We start from the raw sequence: 12,071 nt of genomic DNA, 5'->3' as shown, positions 1-12,071 counted from the left end.
CTTGCTCCGCCGAAAAGACAAATCCTGAGTCTGCCAGGAACACCGGTGCGGTGAAGGCACCGACATCGGCCCGGATCAGGCCGTCACCGGCGCGGGCCGTTGGTCGAGCACGAAATCGGTCGCCATCGCGCCCAGCCACATCGCGAAAACCGCAAGCCAGGCTGTCCCCGCGAAGATCGACCCTCCGGTCACCCCCGCGCCGATCGAGCAGCCTCCGGCCAGGAGCCCGGAACCGCCATCGTCCGCGCCTCGTCGGCCCGGAAGAAGCCCGAGAGTTCCGACCCATGAACCCAGACCAGCGCGGTCGGGAAGCAGAGCAGCCAGACCGCGACGCGGGGGCCGAGCCGGCGGCGGGCGAACTCCACCGTCGCCGCCCGAAGGCAGAACCGCGACCTCTGCGCCGCGACGCCGAAGACGATGCCGGTGCATGGCCCGAGCAGGGCGGCAGTCGGCGCCTCGCCGATCCGGTCGATGAGCGGCAGTATGTCCATGGGGCGTCCTCCCGTCCGGGTGCGAATGCAGATTCTGGAATATGTTTGCCTTGACCCGGATCATGTCGCCGCCCGCGCCGAAGTGATCGGGCCAGCGGTGGCGCGCGCCGCGTCGGGCGCTATATTCGCAATCGGAAATGATCAACGCGGGAGAAGGCGAGGATGCTCTCTGGCCTGTTCGAAAGAAAGACAAGGATGCCGGCCGCGACCGAGGCGCTGCCGGGGCGGCCCACGGCGATCCCCACGGCCGAGGAGCATTTCGTCTTCCACCGGCCGCTGAAGGCGCCGGTGCCCGAGGGCATGGAAGAGGCGATGTTTGGCATGGGCTGCTTCTGGGGCGTGGAGCGGAAGTTCTGGCAGCTTCCGGGCGTCTGGCTGACGATGGCGGGCTATTCCGCCGGCCTCACCCCGAACCCGACATACCAGGAGACCTGCACCGGTCTGACGGGCCATAACGAGGTCGTCCGCATCATCTACGATCCGAGCGCAATCGGCTACGAGCACCTTCTGAAGGTTTTCTGGGAGAATCACGACCCGACGCAGGGCAACCGTCAGGGCAATGACGTCGGCACCCAGTACAGGTCCGGCATCTACACCTTTTCCGCCGCGCAGGCGGAGGCCGCGGAACGGACGCGGGAGGCCTACGCCGGGCGGTTGAAGGCCGCGGGGTTCGGGCCTGTCACGACCGAGATCCTGCCAGCCGGCCCGTTCTACTTCGCCGAGGACTACCACCAGCAGTATCTTGCGAAAAATCCCGGTGGCTACTGCGGGATCGGCGGAACCGGCGTCAGCTGTCCAACCGGCGCCGGTGTCTGACGCCAATACGGCGAAAATACACCGGGGGGGCCGGGGGGTGAACTCCGGGTTCGCCGGTTGACGCCTCCGCCGGGGGCCACTAAGCCCTGACGGTTCTCTCGGGTTTCAGGAGGCGCCATGCCCACCTATTCCGCGCTCACCACCCTTGCCGACAAGGACCGGGCCGAGGCGCTTGCCGCCGCCATGGAGGATTTCGATCCCGAACCCACTGGCGTCGGCTGTTTCGAGGTGGAGGACGGCTCGGGCCTCTACGAGGTCGGCGCCTATTTCGACGCGGCGCCCGATGACATCGCGCTCACGCTCATGGCGGCGGCCTACGGAGCCGCGGCCTTCATCGTCTCGGAAGTCCCCGAGACGGACTGGGTTGCGCACGTGAAGCGCAATCTCCAGCCCGTCGTGGCCGGGCGGTTCTTCGTCTACGGGAGCCATGATGCGGGGCGTGTGCCGGAAAACTGCGTTCCGCTTCTCATTGAGGCAGCGATGGCTTTCGGCACCGGCCATCACGCGACGACGATGGGCTGCCTTCTGGCGCTCGACCGGCTCGACCGCGAGGGCTTCCGGGCCCGGAATGTCGCCGATATCGGCTGCGGCACGGCGGTGCTCGCCATGGGGGCGGCGGCAATCTGGCCCGATCCGGTCATCGCCTCCGACATCGACCCGGTTGCCGTGGAAGTGGCCCGCGCCAATGTCGTCGCGAACCGGCTGGACGACCGCGTGGCTTGCGTCGAGGCGGCCGGTTTCGGTCACCCGGCCCTTGCCGAGCGCGCGCCCTACGACCTCGTCTTCGCGAACATCCTGAAGGGTCCTCTGATGTCGCTCGCCCCCGAGATGGCCCGATCCGTGGCACCCGGCGGCGTCACGATTCTCTCCGGTATCCTCAACACGCAGGCGGACGAGGTTTTGGCGGCCTATCGGAAGGCGGGGTTTTCTCTGCGGGCGCGCGACGAAATCGGCGATTGGACGACACTGGTGCTAAGCCGTGACCAATCCGCCTGACCAAGGCAAAAGCCCCATTTTTGCCACATTTTCTCCCCACCGTTGCCTCTCACGGGGGCCTGCGGGCAGGAGGCCGGAATGGTCGATCGCAACATGCAGAATTTCTACGGCCGGCTGGGCCGGATCGAACGGACCCACGAAGCCGGCGGCGGCTTTGAGGCCGACGGGACGCTCGGCATGTCCTATTACAATTCCCGGCGGCGCCCGACGCGGCGCTTCGGCCTGCTCGGGCCGTTGGTGCTGGTGGCGATGACGGTCATCGCGATCAAGGCGGCGGTACTCGCCACCATCGGGCCTGAACGCTACGAGGAACGCCTCGTGGCCCTGCACGCGGGCAGTTCGGTGGAACAGGGCGGCGCCTGGGTGCTCCAGGCCGATCCCCTGACGGTCGCACTGGCCGAGCGTCTGCGCGCCGTCATCTACTGATCCGCGGGTATCGAGACAAAGAGAAAGGCCGTGTCGGGGATTTTCCCGGCACGGCCTTTGGCGACCCTTAGGTCGCGGCCACCAGATCGGATCAGAGGCGCGCGGCGATGGAGTCGATGTCAGCGCGGCTCAGGCCGATATCGTCAAGTTCACGGTCGGAGAGGCGCGACAGCGCATTGCGGGTCACTCGGGCGTCGTTCCAAGCGGCGACGGACGCGAAGAGCGTTCCGAACAGCCCGGAGACATGGCTCGTGTTGCGGTGGATTTCATAGGCGGACATGGTCGTTTCCTCGGTTTTTCAGAGCGCATCGGTTTTGTGCATCTCTGCTTCGAGACGTCAGATAATTGGGCGCCCTGTCGGCGGCAAGACGCCCTCGTGCAGCCCCGCCATGCAGCTATTGCATGGGTCATCCTTGTGTTAAGTCGCTGGAAATAAAACGTTTCCGCAGGCGCAAAATACGTCGCTTTTCGCATCTGCAGCGACGCTTTCCGGCAAGGTTGTCCACAGTCGCGGGGCGGTCGCGAAGGAGCCAATCACCCTTTGCGATGTTCGCCTTTCGTGCTAGTCGTGGGAAAAAAGCAACAGATGAGGGAGCAGATGCGCGTTCTCGGGATCGACCCCGGCTTGAGAAACCTCGGTTGGGGGGTGATCGACGTGACCGGATCGCGACTCAGTCACGTCGCGAATGGCATCATCCGCTCCGAGGGTGAGGCGATGGGCGCGCGGCTCTTGTCGCTCTTCGACGCGCTCACCCGCGTCGTGGCCGCCTATGCGCCCACGGCCGCCGCGGTGGAGCAGACCTTCGTGAACAAGGACGGTGCGGGGACGCTCAAGCTCGGTCAGGCGCGGGGGATCGCCATGCTGGTGCCGGCGCAGGCCGGACTTGTCGTCGGCGAATACGCCCCGAACGCCGTCAAGAAGGCAGTCGTCGGCGTCGGTCATGCCGACAAGGGCCAGATCGCCCATATGGTGCGCCTGCAGCTTCCCGGCGTGGACCTGGCCGGGCCCGATGCCGCCGATGCGCTCGCCATCGCGATCTGCCATGCCCATCACCTGCAAAGCGCGGGCCGCATGGCCGCGGCGCTGAAGGGGGCGGCATGATCGGGCGGATTGCCGGGGTGATCCTGCACCGGGCGATGGATCACGTCCTTATCGACGTGCGAGGCGTGGGCTATATCGTCCACGTCTCGAACCGCACCGCCGCCGCGCTGCCGCCCGTGGGCGAGGCCTGCGCGCTCTACACCGACCTTCTGGTGCGCGAGGATATCCTCCAGCTCTTCGGCTTTCCGACGCTTCTCGAAAAGGAGTGGCACCGGCTCCTGACGACGGTCCAGGGGGTGGGCGCCAAGGCGTCGATGGCGATCCTCGGCACGCTCGGCGCCGAGGGCGTGGGCCGCGCCGTGGCGCTTGGCGACTGGTCGTCGATCAGGGCCGCGCCCGGCGTTGGTCCGAAGCTCGCGCAGCGGGTCGTGATGGAGCTGAAGGACAAGGCGCCGACGGTGATGGCGCTTGGCGGCGCGCTGACCGTCGATGCCTCGGCCGTCGATGCGGTGGTCGAGACACCCACGGACCGGCCCAGTGCCCGGCCCGCCGGCCGTGCAACCGCGCCCGCGGGCCAGGCCGCCAGCGCCGCCGCCGACGCGCTCTCGGCACTGACGAACCTGGGCTACGGCCAGGGCGAGGCGGCTGCCGCCGTCGCCGAGGCGTCCGGCCGGGACGACACCGCCGGAACGCCCGCGCTGATCCGCGCCGCGCTCAAGCTTCTCGCGCCGAAGGGGTAGGGGATGGAATCCGACCCCACGCTCCGCCCCGCGCCCCAACCGGAAGACGCCGACCGTTCCCTCCGCCCGCAGGCGCTGACCGACTTCGTCGGCCAGGAGGAGGCGCGCGCGAACCTCCGCGTCTTCATCGAAAGCGCGCGGCGGCGCGGCGAGGCGATGGATCACACGCTTTTCCACGGCCCCCCCGGCCTCGGCAAGACGACGCTCGCCCAGATCATGGCGAAGGAACTCGGCGTCAACTTCCGCATGACCTCCGGTCCGGTGCTGGCGCGCGCGGGCGACCTCGCGGCGATCCTGACCAATCTCGAGGCGCGCGACGTGCTCTTCATCGACGAGATCCACCGGCTCAATCCGGCGGTGGAGGAGGTGCTCTATCCGGCGATGGAGGATTTCGAGCTTGACCTCATCATCGGCGAGGGGCCCGCGGCCCGCACCGTGCGGATCGAGCTGCAGCCCTTCACGCTCGTCGGGGCCACGACCCGGCTCGGTCTGCTGACGACGCCGCTCAGGGACCGGTTCGGGATCCCGACGCGGCTCCAGTTCTACACGGTGCCGGAGCTTGACCATATCGTCACCCGCGGGGCGCGGCTGATGGGCATCTCGTCGGACCCCGAGGGCACGCTGGAAATCGCGCGCCGGGCGCGGGGAACGCCACGGATCGCGGGGCGGCTCCTGCGCCGCGTCGTCGATTTCGCGCTGGTCGAGGGGGACGGGCGGCTCACGCAAGCGATCGCCGACGGGGCGCTGACGCGGCTCGGCGTCGATCATCTCGGGCTCGACGGGGCGGACCGGCGCTATCTGACCCTGATCGCCGAGAATTACGCCGGTGGCCCGGTCGGGGTCGAGACGCTGTCGGCGGCGCTCAGCGAGGCACGCGATGCGATCGAGGAGGTGATCGAGCCGTTCCTCCTGCAGCAGGGCCTGATCCAGCGGACGCCGCGCGGGCGGATGCTGGCCGGGAAAGCCTGGACCCATCTCGGGATCGCCGCGCCACGGGCGCCGGGGCAGACGGACCTCTTCGGGAAATAGGCCACGCCGCGGGCGGGGGCGGCGCGCGGATATCTCCCGCGCATGCGTCAGGGCGATGATGAAAGGGACGGTCGTGACGGCAGAGGAAGTGGCGGAGCTCTTCACCCGCACGGACGGGGCCTATGTCTTCGCCCGCTGGGCGCGGCCGATCGTGCCGGTCATCTTCGGTGTCGACGATGCGACCCTGGCGATCATCAAGGGCGCGATCGAGGCGGTGGTGGCGCTCGCCGGACACCGGATGGCCGCGACGGATCCCGAGCAGGGCGCAAACCTGATGGTCTTCTTCTGCCGCGCGTGGCGCGAACTGGACGACGTGCCCGACCTCGACCGGCTGGTTCCCGGGCTCGGCCGGCTCGTGGCCCGGCTCGAGGCCGAAGGGGCACACCAGTACCGCCATTTCCGCTTCGAGGCCGGGGGCGCGATCCGGGCCTGCATCGCCTTCTTCAAGATCGAGGGCGAGGCTGCAGACATGCCGGCGGAGACGCTTGCCCTCAGCCTCGCCGCACAGGCGATCCTGCTCTGGTCGGACGCTGCCTTCCGCGACCGCTCCATCCTCGCACGCGCGGGGAAAGCGGTGATCCTGCGTCCCGATATCGCGGACCTGATCCGCGCGGCCTACGATCCTGTTCTGCCGGCCGCCGCGGGCGATGCGAGCCATGCGCTCAGGCTTGCGGCGCGGACGGGGTGAGGCCGCCCGCGCGCTCAGGGCCGGCGGGCGGCGAAGAGGTTCATGACGGCGGGTACGCGCAGGCCCTGCGGCGTCTCGAAGGGGCGGAACCTTGTGGCGAGATCGGCGGCGATCGCGGCGCGGTCGGTCTCCGTACCGCCCTTCACGCGAACCACGTAGTTCACCGGCCCGATTGCGGCGGCGAGCGCGGCGCCGTCCTCGGCGGTGCCTTCACGATGGAGTTCGGTCCGCAACTCCTCGGCCGCGATACTGGCGAAACCCGCCGCCACAAGAAGCCCCGTCACATGGTCGCGATCGGTGAAGGCGAACATGCCGGGCGTGTGCGGCGGGTCGGGCGGCACCGCACCTAGCCGCGCCTCGGCTGCGGCGCGGGCCTCGCGCACCCAGGGGTTCAGACCGGCGTCCGCCCAGGCGAGGAAGACGATGCGCCCGCCCGGGCGCAGCGCTGCCGCGAGGTTGCGGAAGGCGGCCAGGGGATCGGCGAAGAACATCAGCCCGTGCCGCGAGAGAACCACGTCCTGTGTCGCGGGCGCGAAGGGATGGGTCTGGGCGTCGGCCTCCAGGAAGGTGACATTCGCCCCGCCGGCGGCACGGTGCCGCGCGATGTCAAGGAGCGTCGTCGATATGTCGAGCCCGGTGACACGCCCTCCCGGCCCGGCGCGTTCCGCGGCCGCCAGCGTCGTCGCGCCTGCGCCGCAACCGATGTCGAGCACAGACTCGCCTGGCCGGATCGCCGCGCGGTCGAGAAGGACTGTCGTCGCCGGCGCCATCAGCGCATCGAGCCGGGCATGCTCGACGGCCCAGAGACGGCCGGGACCGGTCGTCCAGAATGCCGCCTGCGCGGCATTGGCGGGGTCTGCTGCGGGCATCGCCCCTTCGCCTCTTGCGGGCCTCAGCCCGTGATCTGGACCTTGCCGACGAGCCGCGCGCCCTTTTCCGACGACAGGGTCTGCGCCTTGACGTCCGCCGTGACCTCCGCGTTTTTCTCGAGCGCGAGTTCGCTGCAGGAAATCTGGCCGGAGTGCTTGCCCCGGATGGTCACGGACTCGGCCGTGATGACGCCCTGCACCTGGCCCGCCACGCTCACGTCGACGGACTTCGACGTGATGTCGCCGGTCACCTTGCCCTTCACCTCGATGTCGCCATCCTTCGACACGACATTGCCGTCGATCGTCAGGTCTTCCTCGATAACCGATTTTGTCATTTCCGCTCCTGCTTGGGCCCCGCCCGGCCCGCGGGCGCGGGCGCATGTCAGCACTTTCGCTACAGGAGAAGCGACCGCGCGCCAAGGGTGCAATCGCTCAAGCCGCCGCCAGCGGCGGAAGGGTGCCCGCCCGGGCCGGCGTCTTGCCTGTGACACCGTCGCCGCCTAGGCTCCGGCCCGCACAGCCCGGAGCGACCATGCCACACAGCTTCCCCGTCCGCGTCTACTACGAGGATACCGATGCCGCCGGGATCGTCTATTACGCCAACTACCTCAGGTTCATCGAGCGCGCGCGCACGGAATGGGTGCGCGCGCTCGGCGTCGACCAGGGCCGGCTCAGGACCGAGGAGGGGATCGTCTTCGCCGTGCGGCGGGTCGAGGCGGATTATCTGCGGCCGGCGCGGCTCGATGAGGAGCTGGTCGTGGAGACCGAACTGGTGGCGGCGACCGGCGCGCGGATCGTGCTCGACCAGACGGTCATCCGCGGGGGCGAACGGCTCTTCCAGGCGCAGGTCACGCTCGTCTGCCTGACCGAGCATGGCACCGCGGCCCGGCTTCCGGCGGAAGTCCGCCGCCGCATCGCGCCCAATCTCCACTGATCGGGCGACCCTCGCCGCGCTGACGCAGATTTGTTGGCGTTCCCCCTTAAAGCCGGGTAAAAGACCCGGTATGAGAGCCGCGAAAAACACGGCCCAAACGGCGAGCAGCATCCATGGATACCCAAACCCTCGCGACGGCGCAGGAGATCGACTTTTCCCTGCTGGCGCTTTTCCTGCGCGCGTCCTTCATCGTCCAGATCGTGATGATCCTCCTGACCGTGGCCAGCTTCTGGTCCTGGGCGATCATCATCCAGAAGTTCATCTCCTACCGGCAGGCCCGGCAGGAGGCGGCGATCTTCGACCGCGCCTTCTGGTCGGGCGAGCCGCTCGACGAGCTCTTCGAGAAGATCGGCAGCCAGCCCGACGGGGCAAGCGAGCGCATCTTCGCCTCGGGAATGGTCGAATGGCGCCGCAGCCACCGGCAGGACGGGGCGCTCATCACCGGCGCGCAAGCGCGGATCGACCGGTCGATGGACGTGGCGATCGCCAAGGCGACGGAACACCTGACGCGCGGCTTGCCGTTCCTGGCGACGGTGGGCTCCACCGCTCCCTTCGTCGGCCTCTTCGGCACCGTGTGGGGCATCAAGGTGGCCTTCGAGCAGATCGCGATTTCGCAGAACACCTCGCTTGCCGTCGTGGCACCGGGGATCGCCGAGGCGCTCCTCGCGACTGCCCTCGGTCTTGTCGCGGCGATCCCGGCGGTCATCTTCTACAACAAGCTTTCAACCGACAGCGACCGGATCATCGCCGGCTACGAGGCCTTCGCCGACGAGTTCGCAACGATCCTCTCGCGCCAGCTGGACGCCTGAGCCATGGGCGCGGGGGTGATCAAGGGCGGGCGCGGTGGCGGGCACCGGCGCCGCGGATCGCGCGGCAAGGCCGCGGTGATGAGCGAGATCAACGTCACGCCCTTCGTGGACGTGATGCTGGTGCTGCTCATCATCTTCATGGTCGCAGCGCCGCTTCTGACCGTGGGCGTGCCGCTTGAGCTGCCCAAGACCGCAGCGCAGGCGGTGGCGACAGAACAGGAGGAGCCGTTGACCATCTCGGTTCAGGAGGACGGCTCGATCTCCGTCCAGAACACGCCGGTGGCCGAGGCCGAACTCATCGACCGGCTGCGCGCGATCGCGGCCGAGCGGACCAGCGACAAGCTCTTCCTGCGCGCCGACGGGCGCATTCCCTACGAGCGGGTCGTGCAGGTGATGGGCGCGCTGAACGCGGCCGGCTTTTCCAACATCACGCTGGTCACCGATGCCGGTGGGCCAAATTTCGGCGGGCAGGCGGCGAACTAGGGGGCGACGGGGCTCATGCCCATGGACCGGTCAGAGCGCATCGGCATGATCGTCTCGGGGGTCGCGCATGCGGGCGCGATCCTCTGGCTGCTCGTGGGCGGGATCTTCTTCTCGCACGATCTGCCGCCGCCGGTGGCGACGGCCGAGGTCACGCTGATGTCGGAGGCCGAGTTCAGCGCGCTGCAGGCGGCCGCTCCCCGCGCCGCTACGGAATCGCCGCCGCAGCCCTCGGTGCCCGAGCCACCCAAGGCCGAGGAAGTGCCTCCCGCGCCCGAGGCGGAAACCCCGCCGGCGACCGCCACGCCCGAGGCGCCGGAACCCCAGCCCGAACCCGATGCCGCCCCCGACGTGACCGAGATCACGCCGCCCGCGACAGTGGTCGAGGACACGCCGCCGACGCCGCCCGCGCCGCCGGTCGAGGAGCCATCGGTCGAACCCGAGCCGGTGATCGCGCCCAAGCCGCAGCCGAAGCCAGCCGACATCGTCGTCCCCGATCCGGTCGAGGCACCAGAGCCGCAGCCCGACACGGCGCCCGAGGCCGTGGCCGAAACCACACCCGACCCGGCAGCCGAGCCTTCGCCCGTGGAGCCCGCGACGCCCGCCGCGCCGCAGGAGACCGGCGACGTGCTGAAGACCGAGGAGAACAAGGACCAGGAAAAGGTCGCCTCGACCGCCCCGTCCGCCTCGCCTCGCCCGGCGTCGAAGCCCGCAAAGCCGAAGCCCGCGCCGGCGGAGGCGAAGCCCGCGCCGGAGTCCGCAAAGCCGGTCGCCGAGGCGCAACCCGAGGCGCCCGCCGATCAGGCGGTGGCCGACGCCCTGGCGGAGGCGCTCGCCGGCGCGGCCTCCGACGCGCCCGCCCCCGGCACCGGCACCGCGGCGTCCGGTCCGCCGCTGACGGGCGGCGAGAAGGACGCGCTGGTCGTCGCCGTCAAGGCCTGCTGGAACGTCGGAGCCCTTTCGACCGATGCGCTCAACACCATCGTCACCGTGGGGGTGAGCATGGACCAGAGCGGAATGCCGATCTCGAACTCGATCCGGATGATCGGATACGAGGGCGGCGACGAAGCCGCGGCACGTCAGGCCTACGAGGCGGGCCGCCGCGCGATCATCCGCTGCGCGAAGAACGGTTATCCGCTACCGGTCGAGAAATACGCCCAGTGGCAGGAGATCGAGATCGTCTTCAATCCCGAGAAGATGAGGATGAAATGACCAAAGCTTCCCAGTCATCGCAGGCGGCAGGCACCGGGCCACGTTTCCCCGGGGACGGAGCCGGTTTGTCCCGCGGGGCGTTGAGCATCCGTCCCACCACATGTAACTGCACCCGCCAGAATCCCACCGGAAGGGAAGGAAAGCCCATGACCTCTGTCCGCACGCTCTGCCTCGCGCTGGTCGCAGCCGGCCTTGGCCTCTCCGTCGCCGCGCCGATGGCCTTCGCCCAGAACGGCCCCCTGCGCATCGAGATTACCGAGGGGGTGATCGAGCCCTTGCCCTTCGCCGTGCCGACCTTCGTCGCGGAGAACCCCTCGGCCGCCGGCATCGCCGAGGAGGTCAGCCGCGTCGTGGCCGCCGACCTCGCCGGCACAGGCCTTTTCAGGGAAATCCCGGCATCGGCCTTCATCTCGCCGGTAACGAGCTTCGATGCGCCCGTGGCCTATGCCGACTGGAAGGCGATCAATGCGCAGGCGCTGATCACCGGCGCGGTATCGCAGGGCTCGGACGGACGGATCAACGTCAAGTTCCGTCTCTACGACGTGTTCTCCGGCGCCCCGCTCGGCGAAGGGCTCCAGTTCGGCGGTGGACAGGGCGACTGGCGGCGGATCGCCCACAAGGTAGCCGACCAGGTCTATTCCCGCATCACCGGCGAGGGCGGCTATTTCGACAGCCGCGTCGTCTATGTATCCGAAAGCGGACCCAAGGACGCGCGGCTGAAGCGGCTTGCCATCATGGACTACGACGGGGCGAACGTGCAGTACCTGACGGACTCCTCCACGATCGTGCTCGCGCCCCGGTTCTCGCCCTCGGGCGACCGTATCCTCTATACCTCTTTCGAGACCGGGTTTCCCCGGATCAAGCTGATGGACCTCGCCTCGGTCTCCTCGCGCGCTCTGGCGGACCTGCAGGGCAACATGACCTTCGCGCCGCGCTTCTCGCCGGACGGCGCCACGGTCGTCTTCTCGCTCTCGCAGGATGGCAACACCGATCTCTATTCGATGCAGCTGTCCTCGGGCCAGATGACGCGGCTCAGCAACGCGCCCTCGATCGAGACGGCGCCGTCCTTCTCGCCCGACGGGTCGCGGATCGTCTTCGAGAGCGACCGGTCCGGGAACCAGCAGCTTTACGTCATGTCGGTGGGGGGCGGGGAACCCACGCGGATCAGCTTCGGCGAGGGGCGCTACGGCACCCCGGTCTGGTCGCCCAGGGGCGACATGATCGCCTTCACCAAGCAGAACGCCGGCCGCTTCCACATCGGCGTGATGCGCACCGACGGGTCCGAGGAGCGGCTGCTGACCGCCTCTTTCCTCGACGAGGGGCCGACCTGGGCGCCGAACGGACGGGTGATCATGTTCACGCGCGAAACCGCCGGCGCGGGCGGCGTGTCGCAGCTCTTCTCCGTCGACATCTCCGGCCGCAACCTGCGCGCGGTGCCGATGGAAGGCGGTGCCTCCGACCCGGCATGGTCGCCGCTGCTACCTTGAGGGGCGCTGGCGAGGGCACGTTTCCTTCGCCTGCGCGGAATGTTATCGTAAT

At 68.9% G+C, this 12,071-nt stretch carries 15 protein-coding genes and 1 pseudogene; 12 read left to right on the top strand and 4 right to left on the bottom strand.

Going from position 1 to position 12,071, the window contains the following annotated elements; translation table 11 throughout:
• Positions 1 to 209: 209 nt before the first annotated feature.
• Positions 210 to 491, bottom strand: a pseudogene (locus ACMUOO_RS00475) (YeeE/YedE family protein); the annotation flags it as partial.
• Positions 492 to 686: 195 nt separating this feature from the next.
• Here ACMUOO_RS00475 and msrA point away from each other — a divergent pair.
• From msrA to ACMUOO_RS00460, 3 genes are all read left to right on the top strand, one after another.
• The gene (gene msrA / locus ACMUOO_RS00470; protein ID WP_301919340.1) at positions 687 to 1,307 is read left to right on the top strand and encodes a peptide-methionine (S)-S-oxide reductase MsrA; all 621 of its coding nucleotides are present in this window, start codon (positions 687 to 689) and stop codon (positions 1,305 to 1,307) included.
• Between the two features lie 117 nt (positions 1,308 to 1,424).
• A complete protein-coding gene (locus ACMUOO_RS00465) occupies positions 1,425 to 2,303 on the top strand; it encodes a 50S ribosomal protein L11 methyltransferase (protein WP_413854668.1) in 879 nt (292 codons plus the stop codon).
• Positions 2,304 to 2,381: 78 nt separating this feature from the next.
• Entirely contained in the window at positions 2,382 to 2,729 is a 348-nt protein-coding gene (locus ACMUOO_RS00460) for a hypothetical protein (protein WP_301919338.1), read from the top strand.
• A gap of 91 nt (positions 2,730 to 2,820) precedes the next feature.
• Here the strand turns inward: ACMUOO_RS00460 and ACMUOO_RS00455 are convergent, their stop codons facing one another.
• Positions 2,821 to 3,009: a DUF1127 domain-containing protein gene (locus ACMUOO_RS00455; RefSeq protein ID WP_301919337.1), complete on the bottom strand. Its 189-nt coding sequence runs from the start codon at positions 3,007 to 3,009 to the stop codon at positions 2,821 to 2,823.
• Positions 3,010 to 3,327: 318 nt separating this feature from the next.
• Here ACMUOO_RS00455 and ruvC point away from each other — a divergent pair, with 318 nt between their 5' ends.
• The 4 genes from ruvC to ACMUOO_RS00435 are packed head-to-tail and all read left to right on the top strand — an operon-like array spanning position 3,328 to position 6,228.
• Complete coding sequence (gene ruvC, locus ACMUOO_RS00450) at positions 3,328 to 3,831, top strand: crossover junction endodeoxyribonuclease RuvC (RefSeq protein ID WP_301919436.1); 504 nt, start codon at positions 3,328 to 3,330, stop codon at positions 3,829 to 3,831.
• Complete coding sequence (gene ruvA / locus ACMUOO_RS00445) at positions 3,828 to 4,511, top strand: Holliday junction branch migration protein RuvA (protein WP_301919336.1); 684 nt, start codon at positions 3,828 to 3,830, stop codon at positions 4,509 to 4,511. Before ruvC ends, ruvA begins: the two co-directional genes overlap by 4 nt.
• Positions 4,512 to 4,514: 3 nt before the next feature.
• The gene (gene ruvB, locus ACMUOO_RS00440; RefSeq protein WP_301919335.1) at positions 4,515 to 5,540 is read left to right on the top strand and encodes a Holliday junction branch migration DNA helicase RuvB; all 1,026 of its coding nucleotides are present in this window, start codon (positions 4,515 to 4,517) and stop codon (positions 5,538 to 5,540) included.
• 55 nt (positions 5,541 to 5,595) lie between these two features.
• The gene (locus ACMUOO_RS00435) at positions 5,596 to 6,228 is read left to right on the top strand and encodes a hypothetical protein (RefSeq protein WP_413854665.1); all 633 of its coding nucleotides are present in this window, start codon (positions 5,596 to 5,598) and stop codon (positions 6,226 to 6,228) included.
• Between the two features lie 14 nt (positions 6,229 to 6,242).
• Here the strand turns inward: ACMUOO_RS00435 and ACMUOO_RS00430 are convergent, their stop codons facing one another.
• Positions 6,243 to 7,097 carry a class I SAM-dependent methyltransferase gene (locus tag ACMUOO_RS00430; protein ID WP_301919333.1) on the bottom strand — a complete coding sequence of 285 codons (855 nt, stop codon included), beginning with the start codon at positions 7,095 to 7,097 and terminating at the stop codon, positions 6,243 to 6,245.
• A 23-nt stretch (positions 7,098 to 7,120) separates the two neighbouring features.
• Positions 7,121 to 7,432, bottom strand: coding sequence for a bactofilin family protein (locus ACMUOO_RS00425; protein ID WP_301919332.1), 312 nt, complete (start codon positions 7,430 to 7,432; stop codon positions 7,121 to 7,123).
• Between the two features lie 197 nt (positions 7,433 to 7,629).
• On the opposite strand from ACMUOO_RS00425, the gene ybgC reads away from it, so the two are divergent.
• The 5 genes from ybgC to tolB all read left to right on the top strand — a co-directional run bounded on the left by ybgC (position 7,630) and on the right by tolB (position 12,019).
• Positions 7,630 to 8,031, top strand: coding sequence for a tol-pal system-associated acyl-CoA thioesterase (ybgC, locus tag ACMUOO_RS00420; RefSeq protein WP_301919331.1), 402 nt, complete (start codon positions 7,630 to 7,632; stop codon positions 8,029 to 8,031).
• A gap of 113 nt (positions 8,032 to 8,144) precedes the next feature.
• Positions 8,145 to 8,840, top strand: coding sequence for a protein TolQ (gene tolQ, locus ACMUOO_RS00415; protein WP_301919330.1), 696 nt, complete (start codon positions 8,145 to 8,147; stop codon positions 8,838 to 8,840).
• Between the two features lie 3 nt (positions 8,841 to 8,843).
• The gene (gene tolR / locus ACMUOO_RS00410; RefSeq protein ID WP_301919329.1) at positions 8,844 to 9,323 is read left to right on the top strand and encodes a protein TolR; all 480 of its coding nucleotides are present in this window, start codon (positions 8,844 to 8,846) and stop codon (positions 9,321 to 9,323) included.
• Between the two features lie 21 nt (positions 9,324 to 9,344).
• A complete protein-coding gene (locus tag ACMUOO_RS00405) occupies positions 9,345 to 10,532 on the top strand; it encodes a hypothetical protein (protein ID WP_301919328.1) in 1,188 nt (395 codons plus the stop codon).
• 146 nt (positions 10,533 to 10,678) lie between these two features.
• Entirely contained in the window at positions 10,679 to 12,019 is a 1,341-nt protein-coding gene (gene tolB, locus ACMUOO_RS00400; protein ID WP_301919327.1) for a Tol-Pal system beta propeller repeat protein TolB, read from the top strand.
• The last annotated feature ends 52 nt before the right edge of the window (positions 12,020 to 12,071 follow it).

It is taken from the genome of Albidovulum sp. (assembly GCF_041919395.1).
GTDB lineage: Bacteria > Pseudomonadota > Alphaproteobacteria > Rhodobacterales > Rhodobacteraceae > Albidovulum.
Note: the sequence above shows the minus strand (reverse complement) of the source record. Positions and strands in the feature narration are given on the sequence as shown.

Excerpts from the sequence above, each read along its gene's own strand:
- msrA (WP_301919340.1), top strand. The coding sequence starts at position 687 with ATGCCGGCCGCGACCGAGGCGCTGCCGGGGCGGCCCACGGCGATCCCC.
- ACMUOO_RS00465 (WP_413854668.1), top strand. The coding sequence starts at position 1,425 with ATGCCCACCTATTCCGCGCTCACCACCCTTGCCGACAAGGACCGGGCC.
- ACMUOO_RS00460 (WP_301919338.1), top strand. The coding sequence starts at position 2,382 with ATGGTCGATCGCAACATGCAGAATTTCTACGGCCGGCTGGGCCGGATC.
- ACMUOO_RS00455 (WP_301919337.1), bottom strand. The coding sequence starts at position 3,009 with ATGTCCGCCTATGAAATCCACCGCAACACGAGCCATGTCTCCGGGCTG.
- ruvC (WP_301919436.1), top strand. The coding sequence starts at position 3,328 with ATGCGCGTTCTCGGGATCGACCCCGGCTTGAGAAACCTCGGTTGGGGG.
- ruvA (WP_301919336.1), top strand. The coding sequence starts at position 3,828 with ATGATCGGGCGGATTGCCGGGGTGATCCTGCACCGGGCGATGGATCAC.
- ruvB (WP_301919335.1), top strand. The coding sequence starts at position 4,515 with ATGGAATCCGACCCCACGCTCCGCCCCGCGCCCCAACCGGAAGACGCC.
- ACMUOO_RS00435 (WP_413854665.1), top strand. The coding sequence starts at position 5,596 with ATGATGAAAGGGACGGTCGTGACGGCAGAGGAAGTGGCGGAGCTCTTC.
- ACMUOO_RS00430 (WP_301919333.1), bottom strand. The coding sequence starts at position 7,097 with ATGCCCGCAGCAGACCCCGCCAATGCCGCGCAGGCGGCATTCTGGACG.
- ACMUOO_RS00425 (WP_301919332.1), bottom strand. The coding sequence starts at position 7,432 with ATGACAAAATCGGTTATCGAGGAAGACCTGACGATCGACGGCAATGTC.
- ybgC (WP_301919331.1), top strand. The coding sequence starts at position 7,630 with ATGCCACACAGCTTCCCCGTCCGCGTCTACTACGAGGATACCGATGCC.
- tolQ (WP_301919330.1), top strand. The coding sequence starts at position 8,145 with ATGGATACCCAAACCCTCGCGACGGCGCAGGAGATCGACTTTTCCCTG.
- tolR (WP_301919329.1), top strand. The coding sequence starts at position 8,844 with ATGGGCGCGGGGGTGATCAAGGGCGGGCGCGGTGGCGGGCACCGGCGC.
- ACMUOO_RS00405 (WP_301919328.1), top strand. The coding sequence starts at position 9,345 with ATGGACCGGTCAGAGCGCATCGGCATGATCGTCTCGGGGGTCGCGCAT.
- tolB (WP_301919327.1), top strand. The coding sequence starts at position 10,679 with ATGACCTCTGTCCGCACGCTCTGCCTCGCGCTGGTCGCAGCCGGCCTT.